Consider the following 18512-nt stretch of genomic DNA (forward strand, 5'->3'; position numbering starts at 1 on the left):
GAGTTGACGCTGCTGATTGAGTGGTTATGGGTCGCCAGCAATTGTCTTGATCGGCTTCAGCGGAGTCCCGAACTGCTCACGCAGCGGCGCATGGCCGAGTGGCGGAAATTCGAACACAGCCTCTGGCACCTTTCTTTCTGGAATATGGTCAAGTAGGTGGCGGATCAAGGTGAGCCGGCCCCGCCGCTGGTCGTTGAAGTCGACCAGCACCCAAGGCGCTTTCGGTTTGTGCGTGGCCTTGAGCATGGCATCACGTGCCAGCCCGTACTGGGCATACTTTTCGCGCGCCTGAAGGTCGATCGGACTGAGTTTCCAGCGCTTGAGCGGATCAGCCAGGCGTTCGGCAAAACGCTCCTCCTGTTTTTCCTGGTCAACGGTCAGCCAATACTTGAACAGCAGGATGCCATCGTCCACCAACAGCTGCTCGAACACCGGGGCCTGCTGGAGAAAGGCCTGGGTCTGGGCTGGGCTACAGAAACCCATGACGGCTTCAACACCGGCACGGTTGTACCAGCTGCGATCAAAAAAAACGATTTCACCAGCGGCTGGCAGATGTGGCACATAGCGCTGGAAATACCACTGTGTTGTCTCGCGTTCGCTCGGTTTGGCCAGCGCCACGGTTCGGCACAGGCGTGGATTGAGCGTTTCCATCAAAGCCGAAATCACGCCGCCCTTGCCCGCCGTGTCGCGACCTTCGATGATCACGGCCAGCCGTTTGCCGGTATGCTGCAGCCAGCGCGCCACGTCGTTCAGCTCCTGCTGCAGCGGAGCCAGAAGATCGTAGTACTCGCTTTTGCCAAGCTTGCCGGACTTACCTTTTTTTGACTTGCTCATCGGCAAATACTACCATTCATTGCCCACGACTGACTGACAAACCCAGGACCAAGCCATGGCCTTCGCCGACATACTCCAACAACTCCCTGCCGTGACCGATCTGGCGGCATTGCAACTGCGCAACGCAGCAGGCCAGCTGGTGGCCACGATCGAGAACAAACCCGGCAAGGCAGGCGCCCTGGCGGTCTACGCAGCCCTTGCAGCCAGACACGGCGACATCAACGTGGCGGCGGCGCAAGAAGGTCTGGATCTCTTTGCCGAACACACGGCCGATGCACGCGCCCATCCCGGCAGACACCCCAACATCGACCGCTTGCTGGAGGTCATCGCGTCTGGCCAGTGCTTCTCGGTCAATCTGATCAAGGCCTGAAAACGGAGCACCTATTGCGTGACGACGCAGAAAACGCTGCAGGGGGAATGCTCAACCAGGGCGCCAGAGATGGACCCGCTCCACCATCGGGCCCAGCCCTCGACGTGTTTGTGTCCGACCACGATCAGGTCGGCATTGACTTTGCGCGCAAACCTGGTGATCTCCTGGACCGCGTCGCCCGCGAGCAGTTCACCGGTGGCGGCGTAGCCTGCTTGTGCCAGACGCTGCAGTCCATCGGCAAGAATTTTCTGGAATTCGGTTTTGTTCCTTTGATCAATGTCCGGCACGGGAAAGCCGCCGTCCATGGTGACCAGATTGATGTTGTAGGGCATGACCGCCACAAGCCAAAGCTCGGCTTGATTCCACTGGGCAAGGTCCTTGCAATCGAGCAGGGCCTTTTGTCCGGAAATGGAACCGTCATAGGCTAATACGATAGTTTTGTACATTGCCAATCCTCTGTTGCGTGGTGAATGAGCATCGTCAGGAACATGCCGATTGTGAATCGTTTCAGGGCACCGGTGTCTTCCAATTCTTCAAGTAGATCAGCATGAAGACCATCATGATGCCAGCTGCGTAAAGGTACATGGCGGCAAATCCCTGTGATTGCGCAATTTGCCCCAGTGTGATCGAGCCAACGATGTAGCCGAGATCAATCGCCGACATGAAGAGCCCGTTGGCTGCCGCTTTTCTGTGTGGTGGGCAACGGTTGACTGCCCAGGTTTGCAGCGAGGGTTGAACGGCACCATAGCCCAGTCCGAACAACAGGGAAGAGACCACCAGCATGGTTATCGAGCGGGTCTGTGACAGCGCAATGAGTCCGAGCAACATGGCGGCACTGCCAGGCAAAATAATGGCCGCATGGCCTTTCGCGTCGAACAGGCGTCCAATCATTGTTCTGGTGACAAGAATCATGGCCGCGTAGCCGACGAAAAACAGCCAGATATTCTGTACCTGTTGTTCCCTGCCGTACAGCACGATGTAAGCCATGACACCACACAATGGAACCGACAGAATAAAACAGAGAAACGATGGCAGCACTGCGCCGCCCTCAAAGACACGCGCCAGCATCGTGCCCCTGGAAGCCGTTGGATTGGGCTTGTGTTGCGCAAGTGAGGACAGCCCTTGTTTCAAGGTAGCCAACCCGGCAAATGTCAACAACGCCGAGACCGCCAGGACCTTCTTGAACTCAAAGTAATCCATCACGACGATCGCCACCAATGGCGAGAGCGACACCGGGACAATCACCGTCAGCGCGTAATAGCCCGCGCCTTCTCCCCTTTGTGATTCCGGGACAATTTTGTACACCACGGTCGCAATGGCTGACGTGGCCAGTCCCCAGCCGACGCCCTGAATGCCGCGCATCAGGAGAATGCCGTTGACGGGCATCCAGATCATCAGAAATGTAGTCGCGGCAATGCTGGCAATGCCGATCCAGATGATGCTTTTCTCGCCCGTCACATCGAAGATCACACCCGAGGCCATCCGCGTCGCCATCGACAGGATCGAGAAGGCCCCGATAACAAGACTGGTCTGGAATGCGCTGCCACCGATCCCGGCAACATAAGCCGGGAGTGTGGCCGGCAACATGTAAATACCCAGACAGAGCAGCAGGTTGCTTGAAATCAGGCCAAGGAAGTCCTTGGACCACAGCCCTTTTGCTGGCGCATCCTGCATCTTGCCAAGGCGGGGAAGTGGCGTCCGCTAGCCTGTGTAGCCGGCAAGCCGCGGCAGGAACAACACAAGGTCAGGCATCAACGTGACCACGGCGAGCGCACCCAACATGACCCCGAGGAAAGGAAGAGTCTCGCGCACCAGTTCCATCAGCGATACGTCGGCAATTTTTGTCATCATGAACAGCAGCAGTCCATAGGGCGGGGTCACGAGTCCGATCATGATGTTGAGAATCGCCACCACGCCGAAGTGCACGGGATCAATGCCAAGTGCAATCGCCGTGGGCAACAGCACCGGCAGGATCACCAGGATGATGGTTGAGCCTTCCAGAAAGGCGCCCAAAACCAGCAATATCACATTGACCAGAAGCATGAAGCCCAGCGGTGACAAATCAAAGGTCTTGAGCATCACGCTGAGCGAGGCCGGAATGTTTTCTGCGGTAATGACGTAGTTGAAAACCAGGGCACCCGCGATCAGCATGCCAATGGAGATACTGGTGCGCGCGCTGCTGATCAACGAGTTGTAAATGTCTTTCCAGCCGATGCTGCGGTAAAGCACCACCGAAATCAGCAGGGCATAGGCTGCCGCAAGGCCTGCGGCTTCGGTCGGAGTGGTCACGCCCGTGTACAGGCAACCCAACAGGATGACAGGCAACATCAGCGCCGGAAATGCCTCGCGTGTGATGCGCGGCATTTCCCGCAGCGGCACCTTCGCTTCGACCGGGTAATGCCTGCGTTTGGCCAGGAAATAAATCAGCCCCATCTGCACGGCGCCCAGCAGCAGGCCAGGCAGCACACCGGCGATGAACAGGTAGCCGATTGAGGCGCCGGAGACCAGGGCATAAAGCACCATCGGGATCGACGGCGGAAGAATAGGGCCGATGACGGCCGACACGGCGGTCAGCGCAGCGGCGAAGCCCTTGGTGTACTTGCCATCGCGGGTCATCATGGCCAGCATCATCTTGCCCGAGCCGGCTGCATCGGCCAGTGCGGAGCCGGACATGCTGGCAAACACGATGCTCTGCAACACGTTGACCTGTGCCAGGCCACCGGGGAAACGCCCGACGATGGCATTGCAAAAGCGCAGCAGGCGGTCCAGGATGCTGCCGGTACTCATGATGGTGGCAGCCAGAATGAACAGCGGGATCGCCAGCAGCAGGAAGCTGGAATAGGTGCCGTTGAGCAACTGCTCGGCCGCGGTGCCCATGTCCATGCCCTTGAGATACAGGTACAGCACCGAGCCGCCAATCATCGCCTGACCAACGGGCACGCCAAGCAGGCTGAGGGCGATGATGGCCGCCAGGGCCAACGAAAAGGGACTGGTGAAGTTCATCGTGGGGAGGTGGTTTGAGCGGCTTCGGCGCCAGCGGGGTCTTTACCGCGCAGGAGCTGACCGAGGTTCCAGAAATTACGGGCGATCACGGCCACCGAGAAGATGATGTAGATCGAAAACAGGAAGTCGAAGCGGGTGTTCAGATAGGAGCTTTTCTCGACCTTCATGAAACTCACGTAGTCGTACGCAGCCGGCAACGACATGCCAAACAGGACAATGATGCTGACCGAACCGATGATGCCCATGACGATCCGCGCACGCCTGCCGGCGTGGGCCGAGAGGAAATCGATGCGGATCTCCTCGTTGTCTTTGAGCACAAAAGCCGCCCCCCAAAGTACAAGCCAGAGCCAGGCCACCACAGACAATTCAGCGGTCCAGCCTACAGGCCAGTTGAACAGATAGCGCAGCGCGATCTGAACAATAAAGGATACAAAGATGATGGCAAGCAAGCCGGCGGCGATCACCTCGGCAAACCGGTGCAGGGAGGACATGAGGGTTTTAGTCATCAGACACAAGAGCTCAGTGAATGGCGATGGTTGGTTCTGGCAACCGCTGCGCCGGGTTTGGTGCCACCGGCGCAGCGGCCTGGCTTATTTCATGGCATTGATCTTGTCGAGCATGCCGGCCGGCCATTGCTTGGCCTCGTCCGATGCCATGTAGACCTTCTGGGCGTAGTCCCGGAACGCGTTGATATTGGGCGCATAAACGTCAAGCCCCTGGCGGCGGAAGCCCTCGGCCAGCTCCGCCTCGCGCTTGAGGTGCTCGGCCGTGCTCCAGGCGATGGCCTTGTCGGCGGCGGCCTGGAAGGCCTTTTGTGTGGCCGGCGACATGCTGTTCCAGGTTTTCATGTTGACGACGAGCAGGTCGTAGCCCACCAGGTGGGAAGTCAGCACAATCTGCGACATCACCTCGTAGAACTTCATGTTCTGCACGTTGGGCAAAGGATTGTCCTGGCCGTCGATGGCGCCGGTCTGCAGGCCCGTGTAGGTTTCGGCGTAGGCCATGGGGGTCGGATTAGCACCGATGGATCGTCCCAGCAGTTGCCAGGAATCGCCGGGTGGCATGCGCAGCTTGACGCCAGCCAGGTCAGCGGGCACGTTGATTTTTTTCTTGGTCTTGAGGCCCACCTGGCGGGTGCCGAAGAAGGTCGGCCCCAGAACCTTCACTTTCAGTTGGTCAGCCACCATGCTCTTCATCTGTGCGCCCAGATCGCTCGCGAAAAAATTGGTCAAGTGATTTGCATCACGGAACAGGTAAGCGGATGTGAGCAGTGACCAGGCCGGGATCTGCTTGGAAATGTCCTGCGGCCCGATGTTGCCCATTTCGAGGTTGTCCCGCTGCAGCGCAACGAGTTCAGTACCCTGCTTGAACATGGTCGAGTTGAGAAACATGTCGATCTTGAAGGATGACTCGACCTCTTTGGCGAACATCTTCATCATGTCGGCACGGATGTCCTTGTCCGAAAAAACGGCAGCAAAGCGCAGGGTTGGCTGGGCCTGTGCCCAGGCCGGCATCACAGCGGCAGCTGCGAGCGAGGCGCCAGCACAAAGGGCAGAACGGCGATTGACGTGGAAGTTCATGTTGATGGTCTCCTTCTGGGTGGTTGAAAAACTCTTGAAAGCCTGAAAACAGTATCGATTTAAATTGTTGTACACGCAAGTGGCGTATTTACCAAAGTGCCTTCACTGCAGTGTTGCTGGTGATCGTCTTTGCCGTCATGGCGGTACTCCTGGTTGGTGCTAAAGATATTCCTGGCGAGTGCGGTGCGATCAGTGATTTACCGAATGAATTTAGTGTACTAACCAGTGAGTGTCTAACGAGTAGGGTTAAACCCTGATGATTGAATGCGATCAAAAGACAGGTGGTGTGCAGGTGATCAGTTCAACACTGGCAATTGCAATTTCCTAGGGATAATCAAAGCCATCAGAAAGACTTTATTGCCCATGAGTAATCCCGTTACCACGCAAGCCAGCCATAAGACCTTGCGAAAAAGTACGAAGAGCGCCGCAAAGGGGGGCGTGAAATCCGGCAATGTCCGTGATTCCGCCAAAACGCTACAGAACATTCTGGAAGTTGCTTCGCGTGAATTTGAGCGCAAAGGTTACAGCGGTGCCCGCATTGATGCCATTGCCGAAGCCACACGCACCAGCAAGCGGATGATTTATTACCACTTCGAAGGCAAAGAAGGTCTGTACATCGCCGTCCTGGAGGCTGCCTATCGCCGCATCCGCGAAATCGAGCCGTCACTCCATCTTGAAGACCTGGATCCGGTCAATGCACTTCGGGAGTTGACGGGATTCACCTATGACTACCATCTTCAGAACCCCGGGTTTGTAAGATTGGTCATGACCGAAAACATCCACAATGGCGCCTTCCTGGCACGCTCCAAAGTGATTCAGACCGTCAACAACCCAGCAATTGAAATGATTGCGACTGTCTATGAACGTGGCGTCGCGTCCGGCGCTTTCCGCACAGGACTCAGGCCGATAGACCTGCATTTCCTGATCAGTGCGCAGTCGTTTTACAACGTGTCCAATCGAAAAACCTTTGCTTTGATATTCAAGCAAGACTTCGAGTCACCAGAAGCAATCGCTTTGCGACGTGCCAACATCATTGAGAGCGTGATACGAATGGTGCTGAAATAAAGCTTGTTACTGCGCTCGGCATAGGCGCGATTGCCGCCTTTGCGCGGTATGGCGCCGTCAATCGTCGTAATGCCCCCGGCACGCGATCACGTCAATATCAGCATCGTCAACGGCATACACCAGGCGATGCACGCCATCAATGCGCCGTGACCAATATCCGGCCATGTTGCCCATGAGCGTTTCAGGCTTGCCGATACCCGCGAACGGCTCACGCGCCGCCGCTTCGATCAGGGTATTAATGCGCTTCAATGTCTTTTTGTCCTGCCCCTGCCAGTAGGTGTAATCGGCCCATGCGGCCGGGGTAAATCGAATCGAACTTGCCATGCGTCAAACCTTCGTCAGTTCGCTCCGTGTGGCCTTGCCTGCTTTGTGTTGTGCAATTGACTTGGCCAAATGCGCTGCATTCGCCGGGGTCGATAGCAGGTGCATGGTTTCCATGATGCTCTGATAGTGGTCAAGGGACATCACCACAGCGTCCGCGCCGTCACGCCTGCTTATCACCGTCACGTCCGCATCATCGTGCACGGCATCCAGCACCGACTTCAAAGAACTGCGCGCTTCAGAATAGGTCACGATTTTCATGGTTTCGGTGCTTTGTTAGTTGTACTTGAATTTGTGCAAGTATAGCCCCATGACTGTCCCTTAGCCAGCTGCTACCCTAATCGGAATCACGTTCGCCCAACGCTGCATCAAATCCCGGCGTGTTGGCAGGTGCGAAGCAACAAAAAACCCGCTACGCTGGGGAACGTGCGGGTTTTGAGAGGATTTGAGACTGTCTGATATGAGGTTCTGGTGCCCGGGGCCGGAATCGAACCGGCACTCCTTTCGGAGGGGGATTTTGAGTCCCCTGCGTCTACCAATTTCACCACCCGGGCAACGCTTTGAGGCCCGAATTATGGCACAGTGCGGGGTATGAAATATTCAACCATCGAGGATTTGATCGGCAAGACCCCCCTGGTGCGCCTGCAACGCATTGGGGCTACTGAAAATGCGGCGCACGGCAATGTCATTCTGGGCAAACTGGAGGGCAACAACCCGGCGGGTTCGGTCAAAGACCGCGCCGCCATGTCGATGATCCGGCGCGCCGAGGAGCGCGGCGAAATCAAGCCTGGCGACACGCTGATCGAGGCCACCTCGGGCAATACCGGCATTGCCCTGGCCATGGCGGCGGCCATCAAGGGCTACCGCATGGTGTTGATCATGCCCGAAGACCTGTCGGTTGAGCGCGCGCAAACCATGAAAGCGTTTGGCGCCGAGTTGATCCTGACGCCCAAAAGCGGCGGCATGGAATACTCGCGCGACCTGGCTGACCAGATGGCGCACGAAGGCAAAGGCCGCGTGCTGGACCAGTTCGCCAACCAGGACAACCCACGCATCCATGTGGAAACCACCGGCCCTGAAATCTGGGCCGACACCAAGGGCAAGATCACCCACTTTGTCAGTGCCATGGGCACCACCGGCACCATTACCGGCGTGTCGCAATACCTCAAGAAAAAAAACCCGGCGGTCCGGATCATTGGCGTGCAGCCCACCGAGGGCTCGCGCATTCCGGGTATCCGCAAGTGGCCGCAAGCCTATTTGCCCAAGATTTATGACCCCACCCATATTGATGAGATGCTCTACGTGAGCCAGGAAGATGCCGAGGAAATGTGCCGCCAACTGGCCCGCGAGGAAGGCATTTTTGCCGGCATTTCAGCCGCCGGGGCGTGCTGGGTGGCACGGGAAATTGCCAGGCGTGAAAAACATGCGACCATCGTCTTCATCGTCTGCGACCGCGGCGACCGTTATCTGTCCACCGGGGTCTTTCCGGCCTGATGCCGGGCGCTTCACACCATTCCAGGAACCCAACATGCACATCGACAAAGAAATTGACACCCGCGGACTGAACTGCCCGCTGCCCATCCTGAAAGCCAAGAAGGCGCTGGCCGAACTGGAAAGCGGTCAGACCCTCAAGGTGGTGGCGACCGATGCTGGCTCCCTGCGCGACTTTCAGGCCTTTGCCAAACAGACCGGCAACGAGCTGCTGGAGCAGCAGACGGTGGGCTCAGAGTTCATCCATGTGCTGCGTCGCCGCTGACCTGGCGTGATGTTGGGGTCTGAACTCGCAAGCTGTTGATTCCCCCTACTTGAATTGATGGATTACCAAAAATTTGAAGTTTTTTATAAGATGTATTTAAAATAGACCTATAGGAGACTTTATGACTTCAATCACATTGACGCAAGCGGCTGCCAGACAAATCCACTCGCAAATTGCCAAGCACGGCAGTGGCGTCGGGCTGCGCGTGGGTCTCAAACCAGTGGGATGCTCAGGCTACGCCTACACCTATGCCTTGGCCGACGAGGTGCGCGACGACGAGCTCTGCATTGAGAGCCATGACGCCACCTTGCTGATTGCCAAGCGCGATCTGCCAAGTCTTGATGGCGCGCGTCTTGACTTCGTCACCGAAGGACTCAGGCAGAGCTTCCAGTTCGACAACCCCAACGTTGGCAACACCTGCGGCTGCGGTGAAAGCTTCAGCCTGAAGGCGGGTGCCGGCAAGGGAGCCGCCCGATGAGCGCCGTTCTGCAAAACCTGGTCAATCAGCCGTACAAACATGGCTTTGTGACCGACATTGCGACCGACGTGGCGGCGAAGGGCCTGAGTGAAGACACCATCCGGTTGATTTCCGCCAAGAAGAACGAGCCCGGGTGGCTGCTTGAATTCCGCCTGAAGGCGTTTCGCCACTGGCTCACGATGACCGATCCCGAGTGGGCCAACATCAAGCATCCGAAGATCGATTTTCAGGCGATCAGCTACTACGCGGCGCCCAAGCCCAAGGCCAAGCTGAAAAGCATGGACGAGGTCGATCCCGAACTGCTGCGCACCTTTGAAAAGCTCGGCGTGCCGATGCACGAGCGCGCGGCGCTGGCGGGCGTGGCGGTTGATGTTATTTTTGACAGCGTCTCGGTGACCACCACCTACAAGGCCAAGCTGGCCGAAGTCGGCATCATTTTCGGCTCGATCTCCGAGGCGGTGCAAAACCATCCGGAACTGGTGAAAAAATACCTTGGCAGCGTGGTGCCGGCGGGTGACAACTATTACGCCGCGCTCAATTCGGCGGTGTTCACCGATGGTTCGTTTTGCTTCATCCCCAGGGGCGTCAAGTGCCCGATGGACCTGTCCACCTACTTTCGCATCAACACCCAGGACACCGGGCAATTTGAGCGCACCCTGATCGTGGCCGAAGAAGGCGCCTCGGTCTCTTACCTTGAAGGTTGCACCGCGCCCCAGTTCGACACCAACCAGTTGCACGCCGCCGTGGTGGAACTGGTGGCGCTGGACAACGCCGACATCAAATACTCAACGGTGCAGAACTGGTATGCGGGCGACGAAAACGGTGTTGGCGGCATCTATAACTTCGTCACCAAACGCGGTATGTGCCGAGGTATCAACTCACGCATCTCCTGGACCCAGGTCGAAACCGGCTCGGCCATCACCTGGAAGTACCCGTCGTGCATTCTGCTGGGCGACAACTCGGTCGGGGAGTTTTACTCGGTGGCGGTGACCAACCACCACCAGCAGGCCGATACCGGCACCAAGATGATCCACATCGGCAAAAACACCCGCAGCACCATTGTCAGCAAGGGCATTTCAGCAGGCCAGTCGAGCAACAGCTACCGCGGCCTGGTCAAGGTGATGCCCGGTGCCGCGGGCGCGCGCAACTATTCGCAGTGCGACTCGATGCTGGTGGGGGACAAGTGCAGCGCCAACACTTTTCCTTACATCCAGGTGCGCAACCCAAGCGCCCAGGTCGAGCACGAAGCGTCCACCTCAAAGATTGGCGAAGACCAGATGTTTTATTTCGCCCAGCGCGGCATCGGCGCCGAAGAAGCCGTCTCGATGATCATCAACGGTTTTTGCAAGGATGTGTTTCGCCAGTTGCCGATGGAGTTCGCGGTCGAAGCCACCAAATTACTCGGGTTCAAGCTTGAAGGGAGCGTAGGATGATTGTGCAAAATAGCCCCACACTGCTGGAGGTGCGCGGCCTGTGCGCCAGTGTCAACGGCACCGAAATTCTCCAGGGCCTGAACTTTACCGTCAAGCGCGGCGAAGTCCACGCCATCATGGGGCCGAATGGCTCGGGCAAGAGCACTTTTGCCAAGGTGCTGGTGGGCCACACGGCCTACCAGGTGACCGGCGGCGAGGTGCTGTTTGAAGGCAGGAACCTGCTGGAGCTGGCCCCTGAAATGCGCGCCCGCGCCGGTGTCTTTCTGGCGTTTCAGTACCCGATCGAAATCCCCGGTGTCGGCAACAGCCAGTTTCTGCGCCTGGCCTACAACACCGTGCAGGCTGAACGTGGCCATGACGAACTGGACCCGCTGGAGTTTGATGATTTGGTGCGCGAGAAAATGAAGCTGCTGGAGATGAGCCCCGAGTTTCTGCAGCGCAGTGTTAATGAGGGGTTTTCCGGCGGCGAGAAAAAGCGCAACGAGATCTTGCAAATGGCGCTGCTGGAGCCCAGCCTGGCCATCCTCGATGAGACCGACTCCGGCCTCGACATCGACGCGCTGCGCGTGGTGTCGCAAGGCGTCAACCAACTGGCCAGCAAGGACAACGCCATTGTGCTGGTCACGCATTACCAGCGCCTGCTGAACTACATCGTTCCCGACTATGTGCATGTGATGAGCGCCGGGCGCATCATCCGCACCGGTGGCAAGGAACTCGCGCTTGAACTGGAAGAACGCGGCTATGACTGGATCGAAGCCGAGGCTGCGGGGACGGTGTCATGAGCGCCAGCACAGCCATAGTGCCTGAGCGTGGCGTGCTGGACAGCCTGCTTACTTCCCTGGCGTTGCCGCCGGGCAGCTCGGCACCAACACAGCCGCAATGGCTGAAAAGGCTGCGCGCCCGGACGCTGGAGCGCGTGAACGCACTCACCTTGCCCACCACGCACGACGAAGCCTGGCGCTTCACCCCGCTGGCGGCCTTTGCCAGCCAGTCATTTCAGCCGCTGCGCACGCCCACCGCCCTGCAGCCGCACGACATCAAGCATCTGCATATCGAAGAGGCGCCGACGCGGCTGGTTTTTGTCGATGGCGTGCCTGCGCCGCAACTCTCCAGTCGAGGTTTGGATGACGGGCTCGTCATAGGCACGCTAACCTCCCTGCTGGCCACGCAAACGCCGGCCATTGAGCAGCATCTGGGCCAGCACCTTGCATTTCAGGATGCCTTGTTTGCCGCACTCAACACCGCATTTTTAACGGATGCGGCCGTCCTCATCGTGCCGCCCGACACCGCGCTTGCCGCGCCCGTGCATGTGCTTTTCATTTCAACGCAGCCCGAGGTCGCAAGCCACCCGCGCCTTCTGCTGGTGGCCGGCGCCGGCAGCAAGCTGACCTTGGTTGAAGACTACGTGGCCTTGCATGAAGGCACTTATTTCACCAACGCGGTGGCCGAGCTGGCCCTGGGTGCGAGCGCCCAGCTTGAACATGTCCGCCTCCAGCGCGAGAGCCGGCAGGCCTTTCACATGGCCAGTTGCGCGGTGTCGCTCGGCGCTGCCAGCCGCTACCACTCGGCCAGCATCGCCCTGGGCGGGCAGATTTCCCGACTCGACCTCAAGGTGCTGCAAACCGCCGATGCGGCGGAATGCGCGCTTGACGGACTGGCGCTGATAGGTGGCCAGCAACTGGCCGACACGCACACGTTCATCGACCATGCCAAGCCGCACGGCGTCAGCCGACAGTTGCACAAATGCATTGTGGGTGGCGCCGCGCACGCGGTGTTCAACGGCCTGGTGATGGTGCGCCCCGGCGCGCAAAAAACAGATTCGGCGCAATCGAGCCGCAACCTGCTGCTCTCCAGAAAAGCCGTGGTCGATACCCAGCCGCAACTCGAAATCTTTGCCGACGACGTCAAATGCACCCACGGCGCCACCGTCGGTCAGCTTGACAGCGATGAAGTTTTTTACCTGCAAAGCCGCGGTCTGTCAGAGGCTGTGGCACGCAATCTGCTGACCTACGCTTTTGGCGCCGAGGTCATCAACCGGATTCCGGTCGCGTCACTGCGACGGCAACTTGAGCAGACCGTGCTCGAACAAACCACAGGCCAGGCATGAACACCCCGTTCACATCATCCGCATCCGCCGTGTCATCAATTTTTGACGTGGCACGCGTTCGCGCTGATTTTCCGATCCTCCAGCTCACGGTGGCGGGAAAACCGCTGGTGTATCTGGACAACGCGGCATCGAGCCAGATGCCGCAGCCGGTGATGGACCGGCTGCGGCGCTACCAGACCAGCGAGCACGCCAACATCCACCGCGCGGTGCATTACCTGTCCGAGACCGCCACCGCAGCCTACGAGGCGGCACGCACCAAACTGCAGCACTTCATCAATGCGCGCGAAGCGCGCGAGGTGATCTTCACCAGCGGCACCACCGAAAGCATCAACCTGGTGGCGCACGGCTGGGGCCGCCAAAACATCAAGGCGGGTGACGAGATCATCCTGACCGTGCTGGAGCACCACTCGAACATCGTGCCGTGGCAAATGCTGGCGCTGGAGAAAGGCGCCACGATTCGCGTGGTGCCGATCAACAACACCGGCGAACTGCTGCTCGATCAGTACGAGGCGCTGTTCAATGCGCGCACCCGCCTGGTCAGCGTCGGCCACGTCTCGAATGCGCTGGGCAGCATCAATCCGGTGAAAAAAATGATCGCGTTGGCGCACGCCCACGGCGTGCCGGTGCTGGTCGATGGCGCGCAGGCCGCGCCACACCTGGTGGTGGACGTGCAGGACCTGGACTGTGATTTTTATGCCTTCTCGGGCCACAAGCTGTGCGGCCCGACCGGCATCGGCGTACTGTACGGCCGCGCCGCGCTGTTGGAGGCGATGCAGCCGTTCAAGGGCGGCGGCGACATGATCCATACCGTCACTTTCGAGAAGACCACTTACGCCCCTATTCCTAACAAGTTCGAGGCCGGCACGCCGCCGATTGCCGCGGCTGTCGGCCTGGGCGCCGCGGTCGACTACCTCTGCGGCATCGGCATGCCGGCCATTGCGGCGCATGAGCATGCGCTGCTGCGCTATGCCACCGAACAGTTGAGCGCGCTGCCCGGCGTGCGCCTGTTCGGCACCGCGCAAGACAAAGCGGCGGTGCTGTCGTTTGCGGTGCAGGGCATCCACCCGCACGACGTGGGCACCCTGCTCAACCAGGAAGGTGTGGCGGTGCGCACCGGCCACCACTGCGCCCAGCCCCTGATGCAACGACTGGGCGTGACGGCAACCTCACGCGCCTCGTTTGCGTTTTACAACACGCTGGCTGACGTGGACGCGCTGGTGGCGGGCATTCGCACGGTGCAAAAGGTATTCGCATGAGCACAGACGCCAAGGCCCTGTACCAGGAAGTGATCCTGGACCACAACCGCAAGCCGCGCAACTACGGCGAGCTGGCGCACCCCAGCCACCATGCCGAAGGCGTCAATCCGCTGTGCGGCGACCACATTCACATTGCGCTGGACCTCAAGGGCGACACCGTTGAGCGCATCGTTTTCCACGGCGAGTCGTGCGCCATTTGCAAGGCCTCGGCGTCGATGATGACGGCGGCGGTCAAGGGCAAAAGCACGGCGAATGCCAAGACGTTGATCCACGAGTTTGTCGACATGGCCACCGGCCGCAGCGCCGCGCAGGACAGCCCGCACATCGGCCGGCTGGCGGTTTTCTCGGGCATCAGCGCGCTGCCCATGCGCGTGAAATGTGCCATTTTGCCGTGGCACACGCTGCAGGCCGCGTTCAACGCCGAGCCCAGCGTATCGACCGAGGCCGAGGCCGACCCGATGCAGGCGCCGCTGGGCGACGCCTGAGGCGGCGCACCACGAAACCGGCAAGCTTGACCTTACCCACAGGAACTCACCATGCCAAAAATCGTTGACATAGATGAAACACCCAATCCGAACGCGAGGAAGTTCCTCTTGCGCGAACCCCTGAGCTGGGGCATTGCCCATTCGTATGAAAACGCCGGGCAGGCCCAGGGCGATGCGCTCGCCAGCGCGCTGTTTGCGATCCCGCACGTGAGCAATGTTTTTTACGTTGACAGCTGGCTCACCGTGACTCAGGACGGCCAGGCTGACTGGGAACAGTTGTTGCGCGAAATTGCCATCCCCTTGCGGGCCGCACCCGCCGCCAGCGCGCAGTCTGCCGCAACGGTTTTTGCAGCGCGCGCCAGTGTGGCCGACCTGAGCCCGGAAGACAAACAGCGCCTCGACGACATCGAACTGGTGCTGGATCTGGAGATCCGGCCCTACCTGCAAGGTGATGGCGGCGACCTGCATGTGCTTGGCCTGAACGGCAACCAGCTCATCGTGCATTACCAGGGCGCGTGTGGCACCTGCCCGAGTTCCATTTCCGGCACGCTTCAGGGTATCGAGAACCGCCTGCGCACGCTGGAACCCGACCTCGAAGTCATTGCCGCATGAGGTCGATGGTGATGATTCCCATGCCTCACTCCCGGACCCTGAGCAATGGAGTTGCGCCATGCGTCTGACCGTCATGAGCGATTACGCGATCCGTCTGCTGATGTACGTCGCCCAGCATCCCGAGCGCCTGTGCACCATTTCGGAGGTGGCGCGCGCCTACGAGATTTCGGAGGCGCACCTGATGAAGATCACCCATCAACTGGCCCTGGCCGGGTGGCTTGAGACCGTGCGCGGCAAGGGCGGCGGCATGCGGCTGGCAACCCGTCCTGAGCAGGTTAATCTGGGGGCTGTCGTGCGCAGCATTGAGCCTGATTTCGCCATCGTCGAATGCCTTTCCGGCAGCTCCGCATGCCAGCTCAGCAACGCCTGCCAGTTGACCGGCATCATGAGCGGGGCACTGCAAAGTTTCATGAGCTATCTCAACCGCTACACGCTGGCCGATCTGTTGGCACAGGGCACGGCCAGCACAACAACGCAAACCGTGTCGTTTCATCATCGCCCGGCCGGCGCACCAGCTGACGCCCTGCCATCACACAACCCCAACACCCTCTCCTGGCCCAACCATCATGAACCAAAAATTGCTTGATCTCCCGACCGCCAAAAGCGGCCTCAAAGTGGTCTTGCTCGAAGGCATACACCCCTCGGCAGTGACGTCGCTGCAAGAGGCGGGCTACACCCGTATCGTGACCCATGCCCAGGCGCTGTCTGGCGCCCAACTGCAGGAAGCCATTGGCGATGCCCATTTGCTGGGCATCCGCTCGCGCACGCAGTTGACGGCCACCGTGCTGCAGCAGGCGCAGCAACTGGCCGCGATTGGCTGCTTTTGCATTGGCACCAACCAGGTGGATTTGACAGCAGCAATGCGCCTGGGTATCCCAGTTTTCAACGCCCCGTTTTCCAATACCCGCAGCGTGGCCGAACTGGTGCTGGCGCAAATCATCATGCTGATGCGCGGGATTCCTGAAAAAAATGCCATCTTGCACCGTGGTGGCTGGGTCAAGAGCGCCGCGCATTCTTATGAGGTGCGTGGCAAAACACTCGGCATCGTTGGTTATGGCCACATTGGCACCCAGATTGGTGTGCTGGCCGAGCAGCTTGGCATGCGCGTGTTATTTTTTGACATCGAGGCCAAGTTGCCTTTGGGCAACGCGCTGGCAATGCCCAGCCTCGAAGCCTTGCTCAATGCAGCCGACGTGGTCAGCCTGCATGTGCCGCAGACAGCGCAAACTGCCAACATGATCGCGGCGGCGCAACTGGCCGCCATGAAGCCGGGCAGCCACCTGATCAATGCCTCCCGTGGCAGTGTGGTCGATATTGACGCGCTGACTGCCGCGCTTGAGCGTGGTCATTTGCACGGCGCGGCGATCGATGTCTTCCCGGTCGAGCCACACGGCAACGATGGCCTGTTCACTTCACCATTGACACGTTTTGACAATGTGATCCTGACGCCTCACATTGGCGGCTCGACGCTGGAAGCGCAGATCAACATCGGCACAGAGGTGGCGGCCAAGCTGATTCGCTACAGTGCCAACGGCTCAACCACTTCCGCCGTCAACTTTCCTGAAGTCGCGTTGCCCGCGCATACCGGGCGCAGCCGGCTGCTGCACATCCACCGCAATGTTCCCGGCGTGCTGGCGCACGTCAATGAACGACTGTCGGAAGCGGGCATCAACATCGTCGCCCAGTACCTCAGCACCAACGAGGAAATCGGCTACGTGGTAATTGACGTGGACAGCACCGCCAGCCAGGCCGCGATGAACGAGTTGTGTGCCGTGCCTGAAACCATCCGTTGCCGCATTCTGTATTGACGCCGGAAGCGCCAACGGCTCAGCGTTGGCCAGCCCACGACGGCCGCGAGTTCAGCCCAGCCGTGCCAGTTGGTCCCTGACCTTGGCCACGGTGGCCTCAAAATCGGCCAGGCGCTTGCGCTCCTGCTCGATCACGGCGGCGGGCGCGCGGGCCACAAAAGACGCGTTGCCGAGCTTGCCGTTGGCCTTGACGATCTCGCCTTCAATGCGCGCCAGCTCCTTGCCCAGGCGCGCCTTTTCCGCTGCCACGTCAATTTCCATGAACAGGCAGATACGCGCCTCACCGACCACGGCCACCGGCGCAGCTTGCGCGGCGGCAGCCCAAGCGGCCTCGTCTTCAAACACACGCACCTCGCTGAGCTTGGCCAGCGCCTGCAGTACGGGTGCAGCCTGCGTCATGAAGTCCGCCTCGGCGCCTGAGCCGGCAATGGCAAACAGCGGCAGACGGGTGGCGGGCGACACGCTCATTTCGCCGCGCAGGTTGCGGCACGCATCCACCAGCTGTTTGAGTTTGGCGACATGGGCAATCGCTGCTTCGTCGATGCGCTCGGGCTGGCTCACCGGGTAAGCGGCAACAGCCACCGAGGGACCGGCACGACCGGCCACCGGGGCAATCTTTTGCCACAGTTCTTCGGTCACAAACGGGATGATGGGGTGCGCCAGGCGCTGGATGGTCTCCAGCGTGCGGATCAGCGTTCGGCGCGTGGCGCGCTGCTGCGCCTCGTTGCCTTGTTGGATCTGCACCTTGGCAATTTCCAGGTACCAGTCGCAGAACTCGTTCCAGACAAAGTCGTAAATGGTGCTGGCGACGTTGTCGAGGCGGTAGTCGGCAAACCCCTGGGCGACTTGGGCTTCCGCCTTTTGCAGCAGGGAGACGATCCAACGGTCGGCCGCGCTGAATTCCAGATAGCCGTTGGCACCACCACCGACGGCGCATTCTTCCTGGGTGTGTTCATTCAGGCCGCAGTCCTGGCCTTCGCAGTTCATCAGCACAAAGCGGCTGGCGTTCCAGAGTTTGTTGCAGAAGTTGCGGTAGCCTTCGCAACGCTTGGCGTCGAAGTTGATGGACCGGCCCAGCGAGGCCAGCGAGGCAAAGGTAAAACGCAGCGCGTCGGCACCAAAGGCCGGAATGCCCGCCGGGAATTCCTTTTCGGTGTTCTTGCGCACCTGGGGTGCGGTCTCGGGCTTGCGCAGGCCCTCGGCGCGCTTGACCAGCAGTTCGGGCAGGCCAATGCCGTCGATCAGGTCGACCGGATCCAGCACGTTGCCTTCGGACTTGCTCATCTTGTGGCCCTGGGCGTCGCGCACCAGGCCGTGGATGTAGACGTGTTTGAACGGCACCTGGCCGGTGAAATGGGTGGTCATCATGATCATCCGGGCGACCCAGAAGAAGATGATGTCGTA

22 protein-coding genes and 1 tRNA gene are annotated in these 18512 nt (G+C 59.6%); 13 read left to right on the top strand and 10 right to left on the bottom strand.

Going from position 1 to position 18512, the window contains the following annotated elements; translation table 11 throughout:
- Positions 1–24: 24 nt before the first annotated feature.
- Positions 25–834, bottom strand: coding sequence for a polyphosphate kinase 2 (ppk2, locus tag NDI87_RS04530; protein ID WP_296273610.1), 810 nt, complete (start codon positions 832–834; stop codon positions 25–27).
- Positions 835–889: 55 nt separating this feature from the next.
- On the opposite strand from ppk2, the gene NDI87_RS04535 reads away from it, so the two are divergent.
- Complete coding sequence (locus NDI87_RS04535; RefSeq protein ID WP_296273611.1) at positions 890–1204, top strand: DUF2322 family protein; 315 nt, start codon at positions 890–892, stop codon at positions 1202–1204.
- A gap of 11 nt (positions 1205–1215) precedes the next feature.
- On the opposite strand, the gene NDI87_RS04540 is transcribed toward NDI87_RS04535, so the two are convergent.
- The 5 genes from NDI87_RS04540 to dctP form a co-directional block, all read right to left on the bottom strand.
- Positions 1216–1650, bottom strand: a complete 435-nt coding sequence (locus NDI87_RS04540; protein ID WP_296273612.1) for a universal stress protein — start codon at positions 1648–1650, stop codon at positions 1216–1218.
- Positions 1651–1711: 61 nt separating this feature from the next.
- A complete protein-coding gene (locus NDI87_RS04545) occupies positions 1712–2878 on the bottom strand; it encodes an MFS transporter (protein ID WP_296273613.1) in 1167 nt (388 codons plus the stop codon).
- A gap of 27 nt (positions 2879–2905) precedes the next feature.
- A complete protein-coding gene (locus NDI87_RS04550; protein ID WP_296273614.1) occupies positions 2906–4207 on the bottom strand; it encodes a TRAP transporter large permease in 1302 nt (433 codons plus the stop codon).
- Entirely contained in the window at positions 4204–4713 is a 510-nt protein-coding gene (locus tag NDI87_RS04555; RefSeq protein ID WP_296273615.1) for a TRAP transporter small permease subunit, read from the bottom strand. Before NDI87_RS04555 ends, NDI87_RS04550 begins: the two co-directional genes overlap by 4 nt.
- Positions 4714–4797: 84 nt before the next feature.
- Entirely contained in the window at positions 4798–5787 is a 990-nt protein-coding gene (dctP, locus tag NDI87_RS04560) for a TRAP transporter substrate-binding protein DctP (RefSeq protein ID WP_296273616.1), read from the bottom strand.
- A 363-nt stretch (positions 5788–6150) separates the two neighbouring features.
- On the opposite strand from dctP, the gene NDI87_RS04565 reads away from it, so the two are divergent.
- The gene (locus NDI87_RS04565) at positions 6151–6852 is read left to right on the top strand and encodes a TetR/AcrR family transcriptional regulator (RefSeq protein WP_296273617.1); all 702 of its coding nucleotides are present in this window, start codon (positions 6151–6153) and stop codon (positions 6850–6852) included.
- 57 nt (positions 6853–6909) lie between these two features.
- Here NDI87_RS04565 and NDI87_RS04570 read toward each other — a convergent pair whose 3' ends face one another.
- From NDI87_RS04570 to NDI87_RS04580, 3 genes are all read right to left on the bottom strand, one after another.
- Positions 6910–7176 carry a Txe/YoeB family addiction module toxin gene (locus tag NDI87_RS04570; RefSeq protein ID WP_296273618.1) on the bottom strand — a complete coding sequence of 89 codons (267 nt, stop codon included), beginning with the start codon at positions 7174–7176 and terminating at the stop codon, positions 6910–6912.
- Between the two features lie 3 nt (positions 7177–7179).
- The gene (locus NDI87_RS04575; protein WP_296273619.1) at positions 7180–7434 is read right to left on the bottom strand and encodes a type II toxin-antitoxin system prevent-host-death family antitoxin; all 255 of its coding nucleotides are present in this window, start codon (positions 7432–7434) and stop codon (positions 7180–7182) included.
- 208 nt (positions 7435–7642) lie between these two features.
- Positions 7643–7727, bottom strand: a tRNA-Leu gene (locus tag NDI87_RS04580).
- 37 nt (positions 7728–7764) lie between these two features.
- Here NDI87_RS04580 and cysM point away from each other — a divergent pair.
- The 11 genes from cysM (at position 7765) to serA (ending at position 17108) form a co-directional block, all read left to right on the top strand.
- Positions 7765–8667 carry a cysteine synthase CysM gene (gene cysM, locus NDI87_RS04585; protein ID WP_296273620.1) on the top strand — a complete coding sequence of 301 codons (903 nt, stop codon included), beginning with the start codon at positions 7765–7767 and terminating at the stop codon, positions 8665–8667.
- Positions 8668–8701: 34 nt separating this feature from the next.
- Positions 8702–8929: a sulfurtransferase TusA family protein gene (locus NDI87_RS04590; RefSeq protein ID WP_296273621.1), complete on the top strand. Its 228-nt coding sequence runs from the start codon at positions 8702–8704 to the stop codon at positions 8927–8929.
- 121 nt (positions 8930–9050) lie between these two features.
- Positions 9051–9407: an iron-sulfur cluster assembly accessory protein gene (locus NDI87_RS04595; protein WP_296273622.1), complete on the top strand. Its 357-nt coding sequence runs from the start codon at positions 9051–9053 to the stop codon at positions 9405–9407.
- Positions 9404–10840 (top strand): Fe-S cluster assembly protein SufB, encoded by a 1437-nt coding sequence (gene sufB / locus NDI87_RS04600; RefSeq protein ID WP_296273623.1) that lies wholly within the window; start codon positions 9404–9406, stop codon positions 10838–10840. The genes NDI87_RS04595 and sufB overlap by 4 nt, the downstream gene beginning before the upstream one ends.
- Positions 10837–11622, top strand: coding sequence for a Fe-S cluster assembly ATPase SufC (sufC, locus tag NDI87_RS04605; RefSeq protein ID WP_366028325.1), 786 nt, complete (start codon positions 10837–10839; stop codon positions 11620–11622). Before sufB ends, sufC begins: the two co-directional genes overlap by 4 nt.
- Entirely contained in the window at positions 11619–12947 is a 1329-nt protein-coding gene (gene sufD / locus NDI87_RS04610) for a Fe-S cluster assembly protein SufD (RefSeq protein WP_296273624.1), read from the top strand. Before sufC ends, sufD begins: the two co-directional genes overlap by 4 nt.
- On the top strand, positions 12944–14203 hold the full coding sequence (locus tag NDI87_RS04615) for a cysteine desulfurase (protein WP_296273625.1): 1260 nt from the start codon (positions 12944–12946) through the stop codon (positions 14201–14203). The genes sufD and NDI87_RS04615 overlap by 4 nt, the downstream gene beginning before the upstream one ends.
- Entirely contained in the window at positions 14200–14688 is a 489-nt protein-coding gene (gene sufU / locus NDI87_RS04620) for a Fe-S cluster assembly sulfur transfer protein SufU (RefSeq protein WP_296273626.1), read from the top strand. The genes NDI87_RS04615 and sufU overlap by 4 nt, the downstream gene beginning before the upstream one ends.
- Positions 14689–14739: 51 nt before the next feature.
- Entirely contained in the window at positions 14740–15300 is a 561-nt protein-coding gene (locus tag NDI87_RS04625; RefSeq protein ID WP_296273627.1) for a NifU family protein, read from the top strand.
- Positions 15301–15358: 58 nt separating this feature from the next.
- On the top strand, positions 15359–15886 hold the full coding sequence (locus NDI87_RS04630) for an Rrf2 family transcriptional regulator (protein ID WP_296273628.1): 528 nt from the start codon (positions 15359–15361) through the stop codon (positions 15884–15886).
- Positions 15867–17108, top strand: coding sequence for a phosphoglycerate dehydrogenase (gene serA, locus NDI87_RS04635; protein ID WP_296273629.1), 1242 nt, complete (start codon positions 15867–15869; stop codon positions 17106–17108). The genes NDI87_RS04630 and serA overlap by 20 nt, the downstream gene beginning before the upstream one ends.
- 51 nt (positions 17109–17159) lie before the next feature.
- Here serA and NDI87_RS04640 read toward each other — a convergent pair.
- Positions 17160–18512: class I tRNA ligase family protein (locus NDI87_RS04640; protein WP_296273630.1), on the bottom strand; the 1353-nt coding region annotated here is incomplete at its 5' end.

It is taken from the genome of Rhodoferax sp. (assembly GCF_023701345.1).
In the GTDB taxonomy this organism is placed as follows: domain Bacteria; phylum Pseudomonadota; class Gammaproteobacteria; order Burkholderiales; family Burkholderiaceae_C; genus Rhodoferax.